Annotated in this window: 15 protein-coding genes; 13 read left to right on the top strand and 2 right to left on the bottom strand. The window is 32.4% G+C overall.

What is annotated here, in order from left to right; genetic code table 11:
• Positions 1 to 10: 10 nt before the first annotated feature.
• The 9 genes from DPQ31_RS02565 (at position 11) to DPQ31_RS02605 (ending at position 15,873) form a co-directional block, all read left to right on the top strand.
• Positions 11 to 754 carry a lipoprotein BA_5634 family protein gene (locus tag DPQ31_RS02565; protein WP_208731518.1) on the top strand — a complete coding sequence of 248 codons (744 nt, stop codon included), beginning with the start codon at positions 11 to 13 and terminating at the stop codon, positions 752 to 754.
• A 1,225-nt stretch (positions 755 to 1,979) separates the two neighbouring features.
• Entirely contained in the window at positions 1,980 to 4,505 is a 2,526-nt protein-coding gene (locus tag DPQ31_RS02570; RefSeq protein ID WP_208731519.1) for a PBP1A family penicillin-binding protein, read from the top strand.
• A gap of 601 nt (positions 4,506 to 5,106) precedes the next feature.
• Positions 5,107 to 7,071: a M6 family metalloprotease domain-containing protein gene (locus DPQ31_RS02575; RefSeq protein ID WP_208731520.1), complete on the top strand. Its 1,965-nt coding sequence runs from the start codon at positions 5,107 to 5,109 to the stop codon at positions 7,069 to 7,071.
• A gap of 549 nt (positions 7,072 to 7,620) precedes the next feature.
• The gene (locus DPQ31_RS02580; protein WP_098710985.1) at positions 7,621 to 8,850 is read left to right on the top strand and encodes a DUF3994 domain-containing protein; all 1,230 of its coding nucleotides are present in this window, start codon (positions 7,621 to 7,623) and stop codon (positions 8,848 to 8,850) included.
• Between the two features lie 200 nt (positions 8,851 to 9,050).
• On the top strand, positions 9,051 to 9,254 hold the full coding sequence (locus tag DPQ31_RS02585) for a hypothetical protein (RefSeq protein ID WP_098710986.1): 204 nt from the start codon (positions 9,051 to 9,053) through the stop codon (positions 9,252 to 9,254).
• A gap of 1,386 nt (positions 9,255 to 10,640) precedes the next feature.
• Positions 10,641 to 11,777 carry a phenylacetate--CoA ligase family protein gene (locus DPQ31_RS02590; RefSeq protein WP_098710987.1) on the top strand — a complete coding sequence of 379 codons (1,137 nt, stop codon included), beginning with the start codon at positions 10,641 to 10,643 and terminating at the stop codon, positions 11,775 to 11,777.
• Between the two features lie 15 nt (positions 11,778 to 11,792).
• Positions 11,793 to 13,172 (top strand): ATP-grasp domain-containing protein, encoded by a 1,380-nt coding sequence (locus DPQ31_RS02595; protein WP_098710988.1) that lies wholly within the window; start codon positions 11,793 to 11,795, stop codon positions 13,170 to 13,172.
• Positions 13,169 to 14,530: a hypothetical protein gene (locus DPQ31_RS02600; RefSeq protein WP_208731521.1), complete on the top strand. Its 1,362-nt coding sequence runs from the start codon at positions 13,169 to 13,171 to the stop codon at positions 14,528 to 14,530. Before DPQ31_RS02595 ends, DPQ31_RS02600 begins: the two co-directional genes overlap by 4 nt.
• A 2-nt stretch (positions 14,531 to 14,532) precedes the next feature.
• Positions 14,533 to 15,873: an MATE family efflux transporter gene (locus tag DPQ31_RS02605; protein WP_098710990.1), complete on the top strand. Its 1,341-nt coding sequence runs from the start codon at positions 14,533 to 14,535 to the stop codon at positions 15,871 to 15,873.
• 281 nt (positions 15,874 to 16,154) lie between these two features.
• Here the strand turns inward: DPQ31_RS02605 and DPQ31_RS02610 are convergent, their stop codons facing one another.
• Together DPQ31_RS02610 and DPQ31_RS02615 are read right to left on the bottom strand one after the other, a co-directional pair.
• Positions 16,155 to 16,550, bottom strand: a complete 396-nt coding sequence (locus tag DPQ31_RS02610; RefSeq protein ID WP_261797499.1) for a hypothetical protein — start codon at positions 16,548 to 16,550, stop codon at positions 16,155 to 16,157.
• Positions 16,551 to 16,884: 334 nt separating this feature from the next.
• The gene (locus DPQ31_RS02615) at positions 16,885 to 17,886 is read right to left on the bottom strand and encodes a helix-turn-helix domain-containing protein (RefSeq protein ID WP_098710991.1); all 1,002 of its coding nucleotides are present in this window, start codon (positions 17,884 to 17,886) and stop codon (positions 16,885 to 16,887) included.
• A gap of 403 nt (positions 17,887 to 18,289) precedes the next feature.
• Here DPQ31_RS02615 and DPQ31_RS02620 point away from each other — a divergent pair, with 403 nt between their 5' ends.
• The 4 genes from DPQ31_RS02620 to DPQ31_RS29200 all read left to right on the top strand — a co-directional run bounded on the left by DPQ31_RS02620 (position 18,290) and on the right by DPQ31_RS29200 (position 21,619).
• Entirely contained in the window at positions 18,290 to 19,462 is a 1,173-nt protein-coding gene (locus tag DPQ31_RS02620) for a tyrosine-type recombinase/integrase (protein ID WP_098710992.1), read from the top strand.
• Positions 19,463 to 19,658: 196 nt separating this feature from the next.
• A complete protein-coding gene (locus DPQ31_RS02625) occupies positions 19,659 to 19,925 on the top strand; it encodes a hypothetical protein (RefSeq protein WP_176549979.1) in 267 nt (88 codons plus the stop codon).
• Positions 19,926 to 20,014: 89 nt separating this feature from the next.
• Complete coding sequence (gene tnpB, locus DPQ31_RS02630; protein ID WP_208732078.1) at positions 20,015 to 21,136, top strand: IS200/IS605 family element RNA-guided endonuclease TnpB; 1,122 nt, start codon at positions 20,015 to 20,017, stop codon at positions 21,134 to 21,136.
• Positions 21,137 to 21,424: 288 nt separating this feature from the next.
• Positions 21,425 to 21,619, top strand: coding sequence for a hypothetical protein (locus DPQ31_RS29200; RefSeq protein WP_261797519.1), 195 nt, complete (start codon positions 21,425 to 21,427; stop codon positions 21,617 to 21,619).
• Positions 21,620 to 21,683 lie beyond the last annotated feature (64 nt).

Genomic DNA, 21,683 nt, shown 5'->3' on the forward strand with positions numbered 1-21,683 from the left:
AGAATATAGATTGAAAAAAAGACTTGGGTTATTAATAGTAGCTGGTATTTCAATTACCGCGTTAGGAGCATATTCATTATTTGGTACAAAAGACTCTCCAGCAAATGGAATTTCAATAGAAGTAGGAAAGATAAACGAACAAACAAGAAACTCTATAATTGACTCATACAAAGATATAACAACCTCGCAAGACTTATATCAATTAAAAGAAGGGACTATAGATAATAACAAGCTCAACATAAAGCTCCCGACACAGTTTGGGGATGCTGGGGCAGATACGCCTAGTAATTTACAATTTATTAGTAGAACAACCGCTGAAAAAATGAATAAAAAAGGGCTCATACGTGAAAGGGATAATAACGAGGGGCTTCAATCTTCAGTCCCTTTTGATTCGTTACCGAAAATAGGAAAATATGAAACTATCATATTTGCAAATAAAGAATATAAGGACTTAAAAGAAATAACATATGACGGTAAAAAAATGAGTACTAAGTATGAAGGTGATGTATGGCTAGCGCCATATCGTGGTGGATCCAACGAAATCCTTTTAATTGTAGATGATACTTTATTTAAAGAAATAAATGGGAAAGAAAAAACAAGACAATTTCTATCTTTTAATAAATCTTTTGGGAATCTTAATTTAGTCAATCAGGGGAAAGAACCAGAATTAACAAAGGAAATAAATAAATTGAATACGGCTTTAGGTACTGAGGGTAAGGGAGCCGTTGAATTTGTAAATATTACAGAAAAGTAAAAAATTACGTCTATATGGGTAAAAACTGGTCACCATCAAGTTAAGAAAAATAAATACACCAAAACGAAAAATCTCACTTCTTATCTGAAAAAAGATGAAAAGTGAGGTTTTTTGCTTAGCGTGATAATGTTCCAAAACGCTGATGGTATTACATGTCTATCAAGCTAAGATTGGATTTTCTATGAAATTCTATTCCTCGTTGTTGTCCCCCTATTAGCGTTTCGGTTCCGTTACTATACAAACTCAAATTTCTTCCTCATATTAAAGTGGAACAAATTTATTACTTAAATTGTCTATTAAATGTAATCCTAAAAACTTAGTACCCAAACATGATACATTGAGTCTGGTTTGACATCTATTTTAAATACTGCTAAACACGAAAGGACTGATTATCTTGAAAAGTACAAGGATGTTAAAAATAGGGATGTGTGTTGGAGTATTAAGTTTAAGTCTTGCAAGTGTAAAACTTTTACAGGTGAACCATTTTAGATGGAAGCTAAAGAAAAAGTAGAGAAAACTAAATATGAAAATCATACGCCTCATTGAGCACCCACGCAACTTGAGAAAAGTTTGACGCTTGACTGGGTTACTATCCAATCGACGCTGATACAAAATGGGCAGTTACCTATCGATTACCTTACGAATGGTTTGTTTACGCATCTACCTTTAAGGTGCAGGGGCATTTTTACTACAATAGCCAATTGACAAATTAGGTGATATTTTCACTTATACAAAATATGATTTAGTCAAGTATTCACCAATTACAGAGAATCAAGTGGATACCGGTATGACTCTTGGGGGAAATTGCGGAGACGGATATTCATTATAGTGATAACACAGTGGGGAACATTTTATTCGAAAAATTAGAAGTCGATTCTTTTTTACATCAAAAGAATCGTTTTTTACATTCTTTTCATTACGATTATGCTAACAAGAACCATTATATTAGACGAGTAATGTAAGAACTCGCTATTACAAATATTAGATAAAGTGCAAAGAGATGAGGAACAGCTCACAATTTTCTTGCTTTAAGGGGCAGCATTATTATACAGAATAGAGATGGAATAGTTAGTTCAAGAGTTAATCTACGTTTTATAATCTATAGATTATAAAACTATGTACTGTTTCTGCTTAGCACACTTTTTAAATATAAGTATATTTCTGAAGGTAACCTCAATAATTTTAAGTAAATCAACAGGAGAATTGAAAGGCAGGAGAAAGTAGCATGTCAGAAAATTATCGTTCTCGAGAGGAGCGACGACAAGTTAAAAAGAAAAAACAACCAGCTGCTAAAAAACAAAAACCAAAAGGTAAAACATCATTTTTTCGTAAGTTTTTAATTAGTTGTTTATTACTTGGTATTGTAGGGTTAGTCGCAGGGGTTGCTACTTTTTTCGTTATGATCAAGGATGCGCCAAAACTTGAGAAAACAAAACTTGTTAATCCGTTATCCTCAAAAATTTATAATAAAGATGGGAAATTGATATATGAATATGGGAAAGAAAAACGAACAAATATTATGTATGGTCAAATTCCTAAATTAGTAGAAAATGCGTTTTTAGCAGCAGAAGATGCACGTTTTTATGAGCATAGAGGTGTAGACTTTAAAGGTACTACACGTGCAGTTTTAGTCAGCCTAAAAGGGGATTACGGCTCTCAAGGTGGAAGTACGATTACACAGCAAGTTATTAAAAATTACTTCTTATCAATGGAAAAAACGTCAAAGAGAAAGGTGCAAGAAATATATTTAGCGTACAAGTTAGAACAACAGTATTCAAAACATGAAATTTTAGAAATGTACTTAAATAAAGTTTACTTAGGCAACCGTTCATATGGAATCGCAACAGCGGTACAAAATTACTATGGTAAGGAATTGAAAGATTTAACACTACCAGAAGTTGCGATGCTTGCTGGTTTAATGAAAGCGCCTAATAGCTATGATCCAACGAAAGAACAAAATATCAAAAAAGCAACAGAAAGAAGAAATGTTGTACTTGAATTAATGAATCGACATGGTTATATTACAAAAAAAGAAATGGAAGAAGCATCAAAAGTTCCAGTAACAGAAGGACTTAAGAAAGCAACTGAACAAAAAGAAATGCCATATCCTGCTTTTATGGATGCGGTTGTGAAAGAAGTTGAAAAAGAGTTGCCAGATGCTAATATTGGATCTGACGGTTTAGAAATTTATACAACATTAGATCCAAAGGCACAGGATTTTGCGGACAAGATTTTAAATGAAAATATTATTAATTATCCAAATGAGAGATTCCAAGGGGCGTTCACATTTATGGATACGAAAACTGGAGAAGTTCGTGCAATTGGTGGCGGACGTGGTGAAAATAAAACTGTATTTAAAGGGCATAATATGGCGATTGAATTAAATCGCTCAGCAGGTTCAACGATGAAACCAATTTTTGATTACGCTCCTGCAATTGAATATTTAAAATGGGCTACTTACCATCAAATTGATGATTCTCCATTTAAGTATTCAACAGGACAAGAAGTTAGAAATGCAGATAGAAAGCATTTAGGACCAATTACAATGCGTGATGCATTGAAAACGTCCCGAAATATACCGGCAATTAAAACTGCAAAAGAAGTAGGAATTAATAAATCAAAAGCTTTCTCTGAAAAGCTAGGTATTACATTTAATGTAGCACCGACCGAATCAACAGCGATTGGTACAAATGAAGCGTCACCAACTGAAATTGCAGGTGCTTATGCGGCATTTGGTAATGATGGTAAGTATACGAAACCGCATTTTGTTAAGAAAGTCGTTTATACAGATGGTAAATCAAAAAGCTTTGAGCAAAAGCCAAAACGAGTTATGAAGGATTTTACAGCATATATGATTACTGATATGCTTCGTACTTTTGTTTCATCTGGATTGGGTACGACAGCTAATATAGGTTCTTTAGATATAGCAGGTAAAACAGGTACAACAAACTATTCTTTAGAACAAATAGCAAAATATAATCTACCAGAAAGTGCAACCCGTGATAGTTGGTTTGCTGGTTATACACCACAATATACGATGGCAGTATGGACTGGATATATAAAAGATAGTAAAGAAAATTATATTAGTAGTAAAAATACGAAGATTGCTCAGTTGATTTTTAAAGAAATGATGACTAATTTTGCTACAGATAAGTCGCAATTTAAAATGCCGAACAGTGTAGTTCAAGAAGGTAGCGAATTACGTATTAAAGGTGAGAAGCGTGATTCTTCTCCAAATGCGAAAATAGCCAATACGACTGAACAGCCGAATGAAAATAAGCAAAAAGAAAAGCAAAAGAAACAAGAAGAATTAAAGAAACAAGAAGAGCAAAAGCAAAGTGAGCCAAACAGTGGTAGTAGCGAAGGAAATACAAGGCCACCAAACAATGGTAGTAGCGAAGGAAATACAAGGCCACCAAACAATGGTAGTAGCGAAGGAAATACAAGGCCACCAAACAATGGTAGTAGCGAAGGAAATACAAGGCCACCAAACAATGGTAGTAGCGAAGGAAATACAAGGCCACCAAACAATGGTAGTAGCGAAGGAAATACAAGGCCACCAAACAATGGTAGTAGCGAAGGAAATACAAGGCCACCAAACAATGGTAGTGGCGAAGGAAATACAAAGCCACCAAACAATGGTAGTGATCAAGGAAATACAACACTGCCAAACAATGGGGATGGCCATGGAACGCCAATGCAACCAAGTAATGATGGGAATTCAGGAGAGAATCCAGCCAATAATGGTTAATAAGTAATATGAAGATATTGTTGGTCCTTTTGCAAATTTAAAAAAAGCATAAACAGATTAGTAAATGAGGAACAACGTTTAGGAAGTAGCTAGTAGTCGTTGAAGTACATTGTAAGTTGAAAGGGTGAAATCTCTTTATATAGTACCTTTTATATGAAAAATACGCTATTCTTTCTACAGAATTATAGGAAAGGATGGCGTTTTTCTATGTATTTATCGATTCGAGATGAATTTCACTTCTTCGGTGAATCTCTACATATTCTTCTACAACTTGCAAAAGAGCCGGGATTTATAAAATCTAAAAATAAGCATGGTACACAAGAGCGGGCTGTTTTATGTAATTTGGCTTATTCAACATGTGGCATTATATACATTCTAAAAAAGTATAATTTTTTCCGGAACTCCACACGTAACTTTCATTGACTAATATTGAGAAAGTATTAATTAAATTAAAAAATAACATTTTTTCAATTTATTGTAATTATAATTAAAGGTATTCTGTTAGTCTTATTCAGATGTATCTCTCGATTTATTCCATGTATGAATCTAGTCTGGCTATCAACAGAATATGGCACATACCATTGAAAAAGGGGGAAAGTTTATGCAAAGAATTTTTAAATTCCTGTTCATGTCCGTTTTTTCTTTAATTTGTGTTTTGTATGTTCAAACGAATGCTTTTGCCGCACCAGCACACGATGGAATTGTCAAAATGAAGCAGCCTTCAGGCGAATCTTTTGAGGGCACGTTACATGGAGATGAATGGTTCCATTGGGTAAGTACAAAGGATGGCGAAGTGATTTTACAAGATCAGAAGGGGTATTGGAATTACGCTGAGCTTACATCAGATGAACTACAATCGACGGGGAAAAAATATAAAATTGATAAGAAGCCTTCAATGGCGGTAAATGAGGACAATTTGAACAAATGGATAAAGAAATACAACCCTCAAGCAAAGAAAAAACAGGAGCACATGAATAAATTACAAAAAGAATCACCAAAAAATATTGATGGAACTGTCACTCCAGTTATAGGGACCAAAAAATTACTTGTTTTGTTGATTGGGTTTACAGATGTTGATATTGCATATAGCGATAACGATTGGAGTAACAAATTCTTTTCTACAAATCAAAAGTCAGTAAAGAATTACTATAATGAAGTAAGTAATGGAAAAGTACAGATCACTCCAGCTTCCGAAGCGTATGGTACGCAAAATGATGGGGTAGTTAAAATAAAATTAGACTATGCTCATCCGAGTACATCGGGAAAAAGCATGAGTACGGTTATAACAGATGCATTGGCTAAAGCTGATTCTCAAGTGAATTTTGCTAGTTTTGATACTAATAATGATCAAGTCATTGACTCTAAAGATGGCTTCTACATTGTAAGTTTTCTTGCTGGAAATGAACAGGCTGCTCCTGGTGCTCCACTTCCTTATATTTGGGCACATCAGTCGTATGCTCCCGATACAAATCACGATGGTGTTACTGTATCAGGAATGTATACGGCGCAGGGTGAAAAACAATATGGTCATATGGCAACGATTGGTATACCTGCTCATGAATTAGGTCATTCCTTTGGCCTGCCAGATCTATATGGTAATAATAATCATGTGGGTAGTCTAAGTATAATGGGTAACGGATCTTGGAATAGTCTTCAAGGAGAAGATTATGGAGCTACACCCGGTCATATGGATGCTTGGTCAAAAGTAAAATTAGGATTTGTAACACCAAATGTAGTAAATACTACTAACAATTTTACTCTAAATGCGATCCCAAATAACTATAATGTGTTAAAGATTCCTTTAAAGGATAATACGTATTTTTTAGTTGAGAATCGCGCAAAGGTTGGATATGATGCGAGCTTACCAACAAATTCTGGTGGTATTGCGGTTTGGCATATTGATGAATCCATGAATAATAATTCCAGTGATCCTCATCCTTTCATTGATATAGAGCAATCCATCAGTGAATACCAAGACCCGTTCTATTACACGAATCAAAATCATGCTGCTTCCTTTGGTCCAGACACCAATCCGAATAGTAATACCTACACGGGAGAAAAATCAGGAGTAACGATTACGACTACAAGTACAAGTAATTCTGCTATGAATGTAGCAGTCACAACAAAAGAAGCTAGTTTAATTCCGCAAACAAACTGGTCACTAAAATATGTAGATAGCTATAATTGGTACAATTTAGGTACGTATGCCTTTGATGGAAACAAAGACACATTTTGGCATACAAACTGGAGCCCTGTAGCTCCAATGCCACACGAGATTCAAATTGATTTGGGTGCGAGCTATAACCTCTCCAAATTTAGCTACCTGCCAAGGCAAGACGGCCAAATAAATGGGACGATTAAGGACTATGAGTTTTACGTCAGTGGTGATGGAGTGAATTGGGGAACAGCTGTGTCCATAGGTGCTTTTGCAAATAATACTAATTTGAAAGAAGTCAGCTTTGCAAACAAGACAGGTCGTTATATTAGACTACGAGCATTAAGCGAGGTAAACAATAATCCATGGACAAGTGCGGCTGAAATCAATGTATTTGGAGTGGCTCAATGATATATTTGTAAGTAGCTATCTAAATCATTGATACAATATTTCAAAAGGTTATCATCCGCTGAGAGTTTCGTGCAGCCTTTGATAACCTTTTTATCTTCTTGATAACCTCTTATCTTTCCGTAAGAGGTCCTTTTTGAATCACTCCGTACTGCATAGTCATTAAAATACTATTCAAAAATACTACAGACTACAACAATGTGATATTCTCTAATATTTCTTCTTTACCCAGATAATTTATTGCTGGTAAGCAACAAATTATTCCTTTTTTTGTATAATTTTCGCAAAATTTCTTTGACCCATTATTTATTTCACTATAAAATAATAAAAAGATATATCTGGTTAACGGTTATATGCATAGGTATGTCCTTTTTTGTAATGATATTACGAATTAATGCCTAATACTGATACGGTAAATGAGATAAATCAGGCTGAAATAGGTAGTAAGGAAAGCAAAACAGTAATAGCAGACAATACATATCGTGAAAACATTAATAATGGACTATCTATGGATGGAGAGAAGAAGTACGAAAAGATAAGGGGCAAAAGAATATGAACAGATCACTCAAAGGTATCGCATTAACAGGGCTCAGTGTAAGTTTCTTGCTAGCGGGTTGCACAACAGAAACATATGGACTTACACAGTCAGAGTACAAACTGGTAGATAAAGAATTTAAAGCAGATAAAATGGTAGAAGACATGAAGCGTTTGCACTATAGTGATGAAGAGATTGAAAGACAATTAAGAGGTGCATTAGCTACAATTAAAACTGAAAAAGATGAGAAGAATAAATCTGAAAAGAAGGCTGAAGTGAAAACTGAGTCATATAGTAGAGAAAGTAAACCAGAAACAAACAAGTCAGGATACGATAACGATGTAGAGGGGTTTCCTTCAGACGAAGTAGATAATGCAGATATAAAGATGGTAAAAGTTTCAGAAAAAGAGTATCCGTATCGTTTATACGAACAATTTGTAAACATTCAATATGAAGCGAAGGAACTAGAGAAGAGAAACAATTTATTATTTACAGGTGATAAAGTTCATATAACTCGTGTATTAGACCAAATAGATACAACAAAGAATGATGTAAACAAATTTGCAAGCCTAACTCCACCTTCCCATTTTAAAGACTACTATGAGCATGCGATCCTAAGAGGGACAAAGGATATTAAAGGAAACTTACAGAAAGTAGAAGATGCGGTTAAAAAGTATGAAGACGGTACGTACAGTACATCTAAAATGAAAGAAATCGTAGAAAATGGTACGAAAAGTATAGAAGAAGGGATTTATATGTGGTTAGGGCTGTTTGAGGAGATAGACGAGAAATACCCTGATGCAAGGCAAAAAGCACTTGATAAGATGAAGAAGGATATGAAGGATTCTGTCAATAAAACCTATATTGATGATGATTCTGTGCCTGATCCTAAAGATGGAATAATTGAACTTTCTTCAAGCGGCAAGGAGTTAGTAGGAGTATGGGACTTTTATAAATTTGAAAAGGTAACTTTTAGTATAGACTTCAAAAAAGACGGAACGATGACCATGTATGAAAGTCAAGACAAAGAACAACAAAAGAAAAACTATGCAACAGGAAATTGGTCATACGATGGAGACAAAAAACAAATTACCTTATCATTAAAAGAGTTTATTGAAAACGGTAAGAAAAACGAAGAGAACGATTATGAAAAGAATCTACCCTTCACAGTAAAGTCTTTCACAGGTGATTCTTTACGAATAGCCGATGAAAGAGATAGCGTTGAAAAAGCGAAGAAACATAAGTAATTTCGTATAAAAAGAGTATGTAAAAAAATAAAATAATGAAGTTCATTACACTAATATGAAATCAGTAGTAGAGGGGATTGAAAATCTCCTAAAGAGATATAAATGAGGTTGAAGATGTGGATAACTAAGTTCAGTATCCTGACTTTCTATATAACATAAGTGTATTCTGTAGAATGAATCCCTCGGAGGGCAGGGCTATTATGGAACCTTTAATCGATGTTATTTTATACTTTGTATTTTATTTTGGAGCACTGTTTCTTATACTGGGTACTGCATTGGTTTTATCTATCGCGTCTGCATTACCAGTAATCAGGAAGAAGAATCTATCATTCATAATGATTAGTTTAGGTTTGAACTACTCACCACTTAACGCCCTTACAGATTGTTTGAAGTGGGAAGGGTAGAAGGCAGGAAAATGAATCTTTGAATCGTAAGAGCTACTTCCCGTATTTATCTAAAAAAGTGATGCATTATGAGTGCATCACTTTTTTCATCTTTTTATTTTCCTTCTAAATGTTCTTGCGCTTTCATTTTCCAATAGTTATTCCTAAAATTTTTATACTGTATATATATATCTTTGTTATTTCTAAAACTTTTCCCTGATTTCACTTAATAATGCAGTGCTTTATTAAATTCATCATTTTTATTAGCTAGTATTTCGACCATTGAACCAGTTTTTTTGCGTTAAATGATGTAACTCTATTTTATGATTATCCTTTATTAAAGGAACGTCACCTTCGAAAGCTAGTTGATGGTTCGATTTTCTACTTGTATTAACGGATGGGGAGTAACAAAATTCCAGTCAATATTTTTCATACGGTAAACCCGTCTACTAATATCTTTCGTTTACACAGCTAGCATGTTTAATGCGTAATCAGACGCCTATAAATCAGCATCACTATTTAAATTTTTACCGGAGAGTAATTTAGTTAATTGATTGAAAAAGGAAGGTGCTTATTTGGCTCCTTCCTTTTTCTCGTACATACATAACGCTTGTTGACAATTTATGAAATAATAGCATTCATCGTACTATTGAACAAAACTATTTATCTCTTTCGAGTTGGGGAACAAATAGACTCAGGTATACCTAGGGTAAGTACACCTGATCATTGATTACTGGTTAAACCATAATTCTACGTATCTAAAACGAGTTATTTCACTGGATTGCATGTTAAAGAGGGTGAGGGCTTTATGAAATGTAGATTGTTCCTTGGTGTATAAAAATGATTAAAATAACAAATATAATAACTTAAAATCTATATATATTTATAAATAATATTAAATTAGAGTTGGATTTATCAATAAAATTCCGATTTTTCAGTTATGTATAAAATATACATTTATTTCAAAATAGAATTTGAAGAAATATGAAAAATAGCTTGGATTTACTAATAAATAAATAAAAAAATGCTAAAAAATACACAATTATCGAAAAATGTAATAATTTGTAGTATTTTTTGCATTCCAAAAAATAATTCCTGTGTATAAACTTTGGGTTGTAACATTTATTACATAATTTAGTAATTATGGAGTTGGATGTGATAAAAAATACTATATGTATTGCAAAGTTTAATTAAATAAAAAGGAGAGGATCTTTAATTAATACTTTAATATTTTCAAAGTTAGAGGAAACGACTGATTTTATCCCAATTTTAGAAAAACAAAAATGGCAACTAGAAAGAATTAATGAAGTTTTATCTTTAGCTAAGGAATATTCATCATTTTATAAAACATTTTATAAAGAAGTGAAAGTCAATCTTAATAGTTTGGAGGAGTTCCAAAAAATTCCTATGATAAGTTCTAAGGATATTATTAAAACGACACCTCCCATACATATGCTGACAGGTTCACCCCGGAATTCGTATGTATTTACAAGTGGAGGGACAACTGGAGAACCTAAAATTATTTATTTGACCTCAGATGAATTGAAAGAGAATATTTTCTTTCATGGAAAAGGTTATGCAATGGCTGGGATTAATGAAAATGATGCAGTTGCTACATTTGGAGTGCCTGGATTTTTAACATCTGAATTTACTGTTTACCTAGGACTTGAAAGAACAGGATGTAAAATTGTTCCCATTGGTATTAGCTCAGACCTCGAAAGACTGTTTAATTATATAAAAATGTTTAATGTTACAACGCTATTAGTTATGCCATCTGATGTAATACCGTTAGCGCAATATATAGAGAAGTCAAACAAAACTCTTTCAATAAATCAGATTGTTTATGGTGGCGAAAAAATGTATTCTTCTACAAAGAATTATTTAGAGTCCATATTAGGAGTAAAAAGTTTTAAATCTGTATTTCAAAGCATGGATGTTGGTACTATAGGTTTTCAGTGTGATTACTGTGAGCCAGGTATGTATCATATACATGATCAGCTACAATATACTGAAGTTTTAAATGAAAAAGGTCAACCTACACAAGATGGTAATATTGGTGAACTTGTTATTACGAATTTAAAAAGAAAATTAATGCCAATTATTAGATACCAAACTAACGATTTAGCAATGAAAATAGATACTTTATGTCCATGTGGTAGAACAAATCCTAAAATTAAATTAGTGGGGAGAAAAGGAGAGATAATTAAATTAGGTGGGGAACAAATATTTCCACAAATATTCGCCCAAGCATGTAGTCATTTAGAAGAGTTAACTGGGGAATTTCAATTGTTAATAACTAAACATCAAAATAGAGATAAGATTCAAGTGTCCTTTGAAGTTTCAGGGAAAAATCTGGATGAGAAAATTGAAGAACATTTGATAAGTATAATTAAAAATCGAATATTAAACTTTACACCTAAATTAAAACAAATGATTCAATTACAAGTTATTGAGCCATTGGAAGTTAGCTTAGTAGGACGAGAAAAAATGAAAATTTCAGAAAGTTCAGGAAAAGTCGTTCGTGTAATTGATAAAAGAAAATAAAAGGAGGAGTTTTATATGTTATTTAAAAAACTTGAATCAGAATTTCATTCTTTAGCAACAAAAAATGAAGTGGGTTTAAAAGAAACATTAAGGAAAGTAGATCAAATAATTCAGAATGAGGGTTTGGTTTTTAAAGGAAAGGCACTCCCTTTTTCTGTGCAACCTTTAGCAATTACAGATGAAGAAAACGATTATTTTAAGAGGGCTTCTGAAATATTATCTGATTCTCTAGAAATAGTATTAGATGCTTACGAGAAAGATACAGAGATTAGGGAATACTTTTCATATTATAGTAAATATGAAAAGCTAATTAATATCAATCCAGGTTATGAGAGAAAGATACGCATTTCAAGGTTTGACTGCATATGGAATGGTGGATATGAATTTAAAGTAGTGGAACCGAATGCTTGTTGTCCTGGAGGCGTTGTTGTATTGGGAAAATTGAAAGAGAAATGGCTTGATTTACCTATAATTAAAGAAATCACTAATTCTTATGAAAAGAAGCAATTTCTGTGTGATACACCTAATGGATTCCTTAATGAACTAGTCAGTGCTTATAGAGAAATGGGAGGTAATGAGGAAAATCCTCAAATTGCGCTTGTGAATTATGCTGAAAAATACTCATATGAATTAGAGCACATTCAAAAATATGGGTGTGAAATGGGTTACAAAATTATTATTTGTGATTTGAGAGATTTAAAATTAGACTCACAAGGAAAACAATTAATATTTAATCAACAACCAATTGATATTATTTATAATAAAGTTGACCAATTAGAGTTGGGAAATGAAGATATGAAGGATGTAATTGAAGCATGTGAACGAGGATTAGTCTGTAACGTTAACTCGTATTCTTCTATGTTTATTGGAGAGAGTAAAATGACTTTAGCGTTACTTACAGATTCAAAATTCCAAGAAAAATATCTATCTAAAGAACAAATTGAAATGGTTAATAAGCATATTTTATGGACAAGGAAATTAGAAGAAACTATTACCAGTTTCAAAGGAGAAGAAGTAAATTTAATTCAATATATTATTGAAAATAAAGATCTTTTTGTTTTAAAAGTAGACAATTCTACACGTGGAGAAAACGTATTTTTAGGTAAATATACAAATCATGAGACATGGTCCAAAATTATAAATGATAATAAAAATGAAAACTGGATAGTCCAAGAGTATAATGAAATTCCAAGTGTGCAGATATTGGAATGTAAAGGCGAAAATATTATAAAAGAAAATAAAAAGTTTGGCATTGATATATTTATGTTTGGAGGTAAATATGCTGGGATTGTATCGCGTATTTCAGATAAAGCTGTTATAAATTTGGGACAAGGTGGATACGAGCAGCCTGTAATAGCATTAAAAGCTATAAAAGAAGAGGTAGCGAGTATATGAGGGCACTTATTGATGATTTCAACTTAAAGGTGTTAGATATGCCTCAACTGGCAGTTGATTCATTTAATAAGTTACAAAATAAAATGGTTGAAGACCGAATCCTCCAGTATTATTTGGATAAGGAAACAGAAATCATTCCAAAACCGGGAATTTTAGATGAATTACAATTAAACCTTATTGGTGAAGATACTAAATCATTGTTAGATATTATTGTATCTTTACCCGAACGTATATTTAAGGGGAATATTTTAAATATGTGCACAGCTTTAGGGTTTTCAGAGAAACAATATGAATTAATGATGTCGACATATCAGAATGATAATTTAATAGCCCGTAGTGATTTATATTTCACTAAAATTGGACATAAATTTTTAGAATTAAATGTGGATAGTAGTGTCGGGGGAATAGATATAGGTCATTTAAATAAAATGATGACATCTTATGGGTTTTACAAATCATTAACAGGATCTGAAAGATGGAATTATATTGATCCGATGGATAAACTAATAAAGAGTATCCAGAATTTAGCTATAAAAATTGGAAAAGAAAATAGTGAAATAACAATTGCTGTTATGGATTGGGATGAATATTTGGATAGTTATTATGGGACTTTAAATTATATTAAATTAAGGTTAATAGAAGCTGGATATAAGGCAGTGATATGTTCTCAAAAAGATGTAGAATGTAATAATGATATGCTAGTAGTAGGAAATCATACAGTTGATATTGTATATCGAGTATTTTTGTGTGATGATGCTCTTCATAATCCTGAAGAAGTAAAACCAATCGTTCAAGCTTATCAGGCAGGGAATTTGGAACTATTAACAGGATTTCATACAGAGCTTTATAGTAATAAAGGGAATTTTGCATTTCTTTCAGATCCAAAGTATAAACATTTATTTACAAAAAAAGAGTTGAATTTAATAGAAAGGTGTATCCCATGGACGCGATTTTTAAAAGACATTATAATTCCAGATAATAATTTGGATACTAATGGATTTGATTATATCATAAAAAACAAAGATAACCTTGTTATTAAACCTACAATTGGATATGGGGGAAATGAGGTACTATTAGGGTGGAAGTTTAATGAAAATGATTGGGAAAACAAAATTTCGAATTTATTAAAAACTGATGCCGTATATATTGTTCAAGAGAGAGTATATCCAATTGAAGAGGAGATTCCTTTTTTGATAAATAAATCAATCGAATTAAAGAAAGCTATTTTATGTTGGGGGCTTTATGTTATCAATGGAGAATTTGCAGGAGCAATGTTAAGAGGTTTACCATGTGAACAAAGCGATGTAGTAAATTTGGGAAATGGTGCAGCAGTGACATGTCTTTTTTATAGGAGTTGAAAATGAGTAAAAATAAGAAAATTTTAAAGATGACAATTCCTACCATAATCGAAATGAGTTCAACTAACTTTATGGGGGTAATAAACCTTATAATTATTGGTCATTTAGGCTATGAAGCTATTGCTGCAGTAGGCATTACAAATGTAATTATATTAAATTTGTTTGCTCTATTTAGTGGTATTGGTTTTGCTGTAAATTTCTTAGTATCCCAATCTTATGGAGCTAGAGAATTTAAAAAATGTAGTATATATACTTATACTGGAATCTATTCTGTTATTGCTCTGCTTCCATTCTTTATACTATTTGCATTTTTTGCGCCTAAATGGATCTTTGAAGTGATGGGAGTTTCATCTAGTATTGCAATGATAGGGATAGGATATTTAGGATTAAGAATAATCGCATTTTCTATAAATATGTTTCGTGTAGTATTAAATGGATTTTTTAGAGGTATTGGAAATACAAAAACTCCAATGTATTTTTCTATGCTGGGTAATACTTTAAATGTTTTAATAGCATTGTTACTAGTAAATGGCTATTTATTTTTCCCTAAATTAGGTGTGCTAGGGGCAGGTTGGGCATTCATTGTTTCAGAAATTGTTCAGGTTACTTGTTTACTAGTATGTTATTTAAAAGAAAATAATTGGTATGCTACAAAGAAATTAATAAGTTTTAAAGAGACGAAATTCAAATTAGTAAATTTCGAAGGTTTAAAAATCGGTCTAGAAGAACTTGGAATGAGTGGGGCGATGCTTCTCTTTACTGTGTTCATTTCTAGAGTTGGTGATATTGAATTGGCTGCCACGGAGATTGTGTTGAATGTAATATCACTTGCATACTTACCTGGAATAGGATTTGGAGTAACAGCAACTATATTGATAGGTCAACAGATTGGAAAAGGAAGTCCATTGATTGCAAAAAAAATCGGTATTGATGTTGTAAAAATAGGGACATATTTTATAGTTCCTTTTACAATTATTTATTTTTTAGGTGCGGAATATATCGCAAAATTATTTACTACAGAAGAAATGGTACTGTCCTTAACTGTTGAGATATTACGGTTTGCTTCATTGTTTGTAATTTTTGACGGACTTCAGTTAATTTTGGCTGGGGGACTAAGAGGAATTGGAGATAATTATTATACAATGAAAGTCGCTTTGATTTTAGGGTGGTTCGTGTTTATACCATTATCTTTTATATTTACCTTTTTATTAGATTTTGGGATTTACGGTCCTTGGGTAGGGTTTTATATTTATATTGCGGGACTATTTGTTGCTTTTGGTTATAGGTATTTGAAACTAGATTGGTCTAGTATAGCAATAAAAGATGCTGCTGCAAGTGGCTAATGATATTAGTAAATTACTTAAGAGAACTTTTGATTAACCGTTTTAAAATAGTGAAAGTAATAATGTATGTAACGTTATTTCCTTAATATGTTATCAAGAAGAAGCATTATATCGTCCGGGTTAGGGAATGAGCTTTAAGATTTATTAATTAATGAGCTGCATGTAAATTGTAAGGAATTATCAACAATTTACATGCAGTTTTTTGAAGTACATACTAATTCGATCTTGTTATCAGTTAACACTTGGTAGTTATTAAGTGGTTTAAGTCGGAGAAAGGCACCTTAGGGTGTCTTTTCTTTAAAAAATATATAACGTTTTATAACGATAAAATGAATGAAAGTAATAGATCCAACAAATATAAATTGGTAAGTTAAGTATTGAATCATTTGCTTAATGGAATCTGTACCTAAAAACATATATACATAGCCTTTAATTTCATTTCCGATTTGAATGGGACTAATGGTATAAATAGAATTAGATGTTTTCCAACGGTCCTCTACAACACTCCCGTTTGTATTAACATCAGACGTTTTTGTATATAGATGTTTTTCCATGGAAGCATCTACATCACTTGATTTTGCAAGTATTTCACCAGTTTTAGAAGTGATTACAACTCTTGTTTCAGCTTCAGATTCCATGTGAGCTACATGGGATATCGTTGGATTATAAAACATCACGGTGACTATTTTCTCTGGCAAGGAGCGATTTCAATTCTTCTTGAACTCTTGTATCGACTAAGCAGTAATGCAATAAAAGAAATAATATGCTTTCAATTAGAAAGGTGCAGATAAAAAAATAAAATCAAAATTTAACTGAAATACGCTTCATAAGAACCTACTACCCTTGTTGTTTGTTTGGTGATATTTTACATCTTTATCTTCATGTGCCCAGCGGTATCCAATTCCGTATATAGTTTTTAGGTACTCATTAATTGGAAATGAGTATTTAAATTGAATACTTTAAAAAGCATAGAAAGATTCAATTCCTACGCTTTTTCTATTTAATAAATATTTATCGTTGTTCTAAATCTCTTATATAAGATTTTACAGCTTGCAATAAGAATTCTTCCTGTCCCATACCAGCATCCGCGGCCATTTGAACTATTTTTTGTTTAAATTCATGATTAGCATGAAAAGTTAATGGCTCTACATTACTTTTAAAGTAAATCCCTTCTACATGTGGAAGTATCGTGCCGGATATCATATGAGAATGTAAGTATTTAATCTCTTCTTGAAATTGTAATGGCTCTACTTGTAATACGAAAGGTTTAATTTCTAATTTGATAGTATCTGATGTAATAGTCAATCGCATATTTGTGACACCAAGTTCTTTATAAAATAAGTTAATTAGATTATAAGTAATGGAATTATATAATTGAGGCTTTTTAAATGAAAAAGATAAATACCCACGTTTTGTAATTACCGCTTGTTTCTGAAGAGGTTCAAAGGAATAATCATGTTCCTTATAAGTGGATAGTGGGAAAATTTCTTCATCCTCTGTAAGAATTTTTCCATCTGCTCCATTGATCTCTATTACCCTAGCTGTTTTTCCGGTATGTAGATGTCTTAATAATTGATATAGATATATATCTTCATCTTGAATCTTAGTGATGAATGTTTTTCGCTCCTTTGTTTTAGCTTTTTCATAATCAAGCATAAAAATCTCTAGCTCTTCTTCATCGATAAGATATACTTGTTTTCCTCGTCTTTCTACCATTGTCGCAGGTAATTTTCCAGATTTGATGTATGTAAAGATAGTAGATGGTGCTACATTAAGAATTTCAGCCACTTCTTTTGTGCTAAGGCCTTTAACTACATCTTTATTTTTTAAGCGTTCAATATCCTCCAAATAGAAAATCTTACTGCCAAATTGTTTCCAGTTATTTTTATATACACATTCTATTAATCCATCTTTTTCTTTCTTTAATATTGTCTGTACGGTTACTCCTAATAAGTCTGCTGCCTCTTTTGTCGTTACAGTAGGTTTTGTAATAAATAATAAATCCTGTGTCATGAAAGGATACCTCCTTAACTATTGTTTACTAGTATTTTAGATATGTATATATCATATCAGAATATGATTTATATTTAAAATAAGAAATAGAATTTATTAAAGTTCTTATACAGTATTATAATCTAAAAATATCTGTATTTTGTTATATATTTTAATAGTTTTTTATATTTGATTTTATTATAAATTCAATTTTGATATTAAATAGTAAATGATTAAACAATATCTATTTACTAATAAATTATAAAAAAATATAAGTATAAGTAAATAGAGAAGAATATAAGATTCTTACAGAAAGAAAATGAATTATCATTTGTATAATTGGTAGAAGTAAAATAAAATATTAAGTATAAGTAATGAAGAGAACTATATTCATAATCTTCAATAGGAGAGGTGAATTCGAAATATGGATAATAACAATACAAAAGATAATTTATCTATTATAAACAATCGAAGCGAGTATATAGATACATATGTAGAGAATATAAATGATATCGTTCCATTTCTGCATAACAATGTTTATGTAGATAAGGTGGAAGAGAAGATGGAGGTTGCAGAGAAAGAGGGGAAGAGTAAATATACGTATTTAAGTGACCTAGAAGTCATTTATCATTTCGTACATTTACAAAAAGATATGGATGAGAAGAAAAATAGAAAAGAAGATACGAAAAAGAGTTATGTTTCTGAAATCTTATCATTTTGTCAGTGCATGGTGCAGCATGCAGAAGAATTTGAATTAGATGGGGAAGAGGTACAGAAAAAGGATTCTTTATTAAAAACATTACAACCTTGGCATATTCGCAAATATAATGCTTGGTTGAAGCAGGTAGAGAACGGTAGGAATGGGGATACGTATGCGGTCGCAACACTTGCAAAAAAATCTGTATTGATTCGTTCTTTTTTTAAACACCTTCATGTATTTGCTTATATTGAAAGACCTCTTCATGAAGAACTGCAGCGCGCAAATGTAAATGAACAGGATCGGCCGAATCGGGACCTATCCTATGAGGAAGTTATGAAAATTTTAGGGTTTTATAAAGAAAAAGGCCATTTAGTAAACTATACAATTTTACTAGCTCTGGCAAGTACCGGTGTAAGAATTCAAGAATTATGTACAACAAGGGTTAAAGACTTACATTATGACGGAAAGCACTGGTTAAAAGTTATAGGTAAAGGAAGTAAAGTACGTGAACTTTTCATTTCTGAACATTTATATGAGTGTATTTGTGAAATGAGAAGAAGAAGAGGGTTCCAAACTGTATTGGACCGAGGAGATGAAAGTCCTTTATTTGTAAATCAAAGAGGGAACTTTTATAATTCAAAAACGTTATCGAACCAGGTAACAGATATGATAAAAAAGACCAATTTAGAGTTTCTGCATTATCGTGAAAATCCTGTAACGGCGCATACATTCCGTCATGCTTTTGCAATCATGGCAGTTGAACAAGGAAATGCGGATTTATATCATTTAATGCAAACGCTTGGGCATGAAAATATTCAAACAACAAAAATCTATTTAGAGAAGCATATGAAGCGAAAGAATAATGTAGGTACTTCATTTGCGGATATGTTGCAATAAAAATTAGTATTCTATTACTGGCCGAAGAAGAGGCTGTTAAGTAGACATCATACTTATTAGGGAAATTTACCTTGGTATTTGATATACTTACCCCAAGGAATGGTAGTTATGAAAACCGCGAAACGAGTTATCCACGGAAGGGGTAAGAAATTAACACTTGTGATATTATTAATCATAAAGTAGGTGATTTCCGATAATGGTTTTTGAAAATGTTAGTACGATAGGGGCACTTGCTTTTCTATTTCTAATGATTTATCTTGCAACAGATCCTAAAGACGTAAGCTTGCTAACAATCCCAGTTTATTTTGGTGGAATGTGGATCACTAACTGGATTACTGAAAATGGATTTCAGGGTACATATATTTATCATTTTAGCCAAGAAGACTCCTTCCTCAAGGAACGCGAAGTGAGTAGGTGGGAGATGAATTGGCTTCGAACAAGAGATGGCAGGAAGCCATCTTAATTGTTCCACATACATAAACTGTTACTTCGCTATCTATAGAATGTATGTTTGTTGTATGATAGATACATGCCGAAATGGAGGTGAAAGGAATGATGATTAATAAAGCATATAAATTTCGTATCTATCCAAATCAAGCACAAGCGACCCTAATTAATAAAACAATTGGCTGTTCTCGTTTTGTATTCAATCATTTCCTATCTCTATGGGATAACGCATACAAAGAGACGGGGAAAGGTTTGACATATGGTACATGCTCTGCCAAACTTCCTGCCATGAAGAAAGAGTTTGTCTGGCTCAAAGAAGTGGATAGTATTGCGATTCAGTCGTCTGTTCGCAACCTTGCGGATGCGTATACACGTTTTTTCAAAAAACAAACTAGTGCCCCACGTTTCAAATCTAAGAAAAACAACGTACAATCTTACACCACAAAACAAACAAATGAAAACATTTCTATTGTAGGAAAAAAGATAAAGTTGCCGAAACTAGGTCTTGTTCGATTTGCCAAGAGTCGCGAAGTAAAGGGACGTATTTTAAATGCTACGGTTAGAAGGAACCCTTCTGGCAGATACTTTGTGTCATTGTTAGCTGAAACAGAAGTGCAAGAACTTCCGAAAACACAATCTTACATTGGAATGGATGTGGGACTAAAAGATTTCGCCATTTTGTCAGATGGAACAACCTATAAAAATCCGAAGTTTTTTCGGTCATTAGAAGAGAAGTTGGCGAAAGCACAGCGTGTTCTTTCTAAAAGAATGAAAGGATCTTCTCGCTGGAATAAACAGCGAGTACAGGTAGCTAGAATTCATGAATATATGGCAAATGCTAGAAAAGATTACTTGGACAAAATCTCAACTGAAATCATCAAAAACCACGATGTTATCGGTATAGAGGATTTGCAAGTATCGAATATGTTAAAGAATCATAAGTTAGCAAAAGCAATTAGTGAGGTATCATGGTCACAGTTTCGAACTATGTTGGAATATAAGGCAAAATGGTACGGTAAACAAGTCATTGTCGTATCGAAAACATTTGCTTCAAGCCAATTATGTTCTTGTTGTGGATATCAAAACAAAGACGTTAAAAATCTGAACCTACGTAAATGGGATTGCCCTTCTTGCCGTACACACCATGATAGGGATATTAACGCAAGTATCAATTTAAAGAATGAAGCGATAAGGCTTCTAACCGCAAGGACTGCCGGGTTAGCCTAATAAATTAGAGTTCGTTAGAACTCTTTACTTAGGAATTCCTCACTTTTAAACGAAGTGAAAGTCGGGGTAGTTCAAACGAGTTGGTTAGTAGTCTACGTCATTATAATGATTTACCTTATCTTCGCTTCAATTCAATTCGTCTAGGCATAAGTAACATAAAATATATTAAAGAAAAAATAAAAAAGCGTAGAGCCATAAAAAAATAACGAAAAGAGAAACCGTTCTTACAGGCGGTTTTATTTTTATACTGAAATGCAATGTACATTATTTAACTTTTGAGGAGGGTTAATTATAGAGTACTCAAAGATCTACACATTAAGAAATAGTCAAGAAAAGTCAAGAAAAGTAGAGTCCTGGCGTTCATTTATAGAAGAAGCGAATGTTTTAGGAATTAAGGATTCAGATGTGTTTCAAATTCAATTAGTGGAATATAGGAAAGAGAGAAAGAAAAAGGGTTCCCCTAAAAATACTAGAAGAAACTAGGTTACTCATGCATAAATATCATAATTAGGCACAAGTTATATACAAATATAATGGAGGTGCAATT

Origin of the sequence: Bacillus sp. COPE52 (assembly GCF_003355115.1) — a bacterium.
GTDB classification, from domain to species: domain Bacteria; phylum Bacillota; class Bacilli; order Bacillales; family Bacillaceae_G; genus Bacillus_A; species Bacillus_A toyonensis.

Bases quoted from the DNA above. Each gene is read 5' to 3' on its own strand.
- DPQ31_RS02575 (WP_208731520.1), top strand. From the start codon at position 5,107: ATGCAAAGAATTTTTAAATTCCTGTTCATGTCCGTTTTTTCTTTAATT.
- DPQ31_RS02615 (WP_098710991.1), bottom strand. From the start codon at position 17,886: ATGACACAGGATTTATTATTTATTACAAAACCTACTGTAACGACAAAA.
- DPQ31_RS02605 (WP_098710990.1), top strand. From the start codon at position 14,533: ATGAGTAAAAATAAGAAAATTTTAAAGATGACAATTCCTACCATAATC.
- tnpB (WP_208732078.1), top strand. From the start codon at position 20,015: ATGATGATTAATAAAGCATATAAATTTCGTATCTATCCAAATCAAGCA.
- DPQ31_RS02625 (WP_176549979.1), top strand. From the start codon at position 19,659: ATGGTTTTTGAAAATGTTAGTACGATAGGGGCACTTGCTTTTCTATTT.
- DPQ31_RS02600 (WP_208731521.1), top strand. From the start codon at position 13,169: ATGAGGGCACTTATTGATGATTTCAACTTAAAGGTGTTAGATATGCCT.
- DPQ31_RS02580 (WP_098710985.1), top strand. From the start codon at position 7,621: ATGAACAGATCACTCAAAGGTATCGCATTAACAGGGCTCAGTGTAAGT.
- DPQ31_RS02595 (WP_098710988.1), top strand. From the start codon at position 11,793: ATGTTATTTAAAAAACTTGAATCAGAATTTCATTCTTTAGCAACAAAA.
- DPQ31_RS02570 (WP_208731519.1), top strand. From the start codon at position 1,980: ATGTCAGAAAATTATCGTTCTCGAGAGGAGCGACGACAAGTTAAAAAG.
- DPQ31_RS02585 (WP_098710986.1), top strand. From the start codon at position 9,051: ATGGAACCTTTAATCGATGTTATTTTATACTTTGTATTTTATTTTGGA.
- DPQ31_RS02590 (WP_098710987.1), top strand. From the start codon at position 10,641: ATGATAAGTTCTAAGGATATTATTAAAACGACACCTCCCATACATATG.
- DPQ31_RS02620 (WP_098710992.1), top strand. From the start codon at position 18,290: ATGGATAATAACAATACAAAAGATAATTTATCTATTATAAACAATCGA.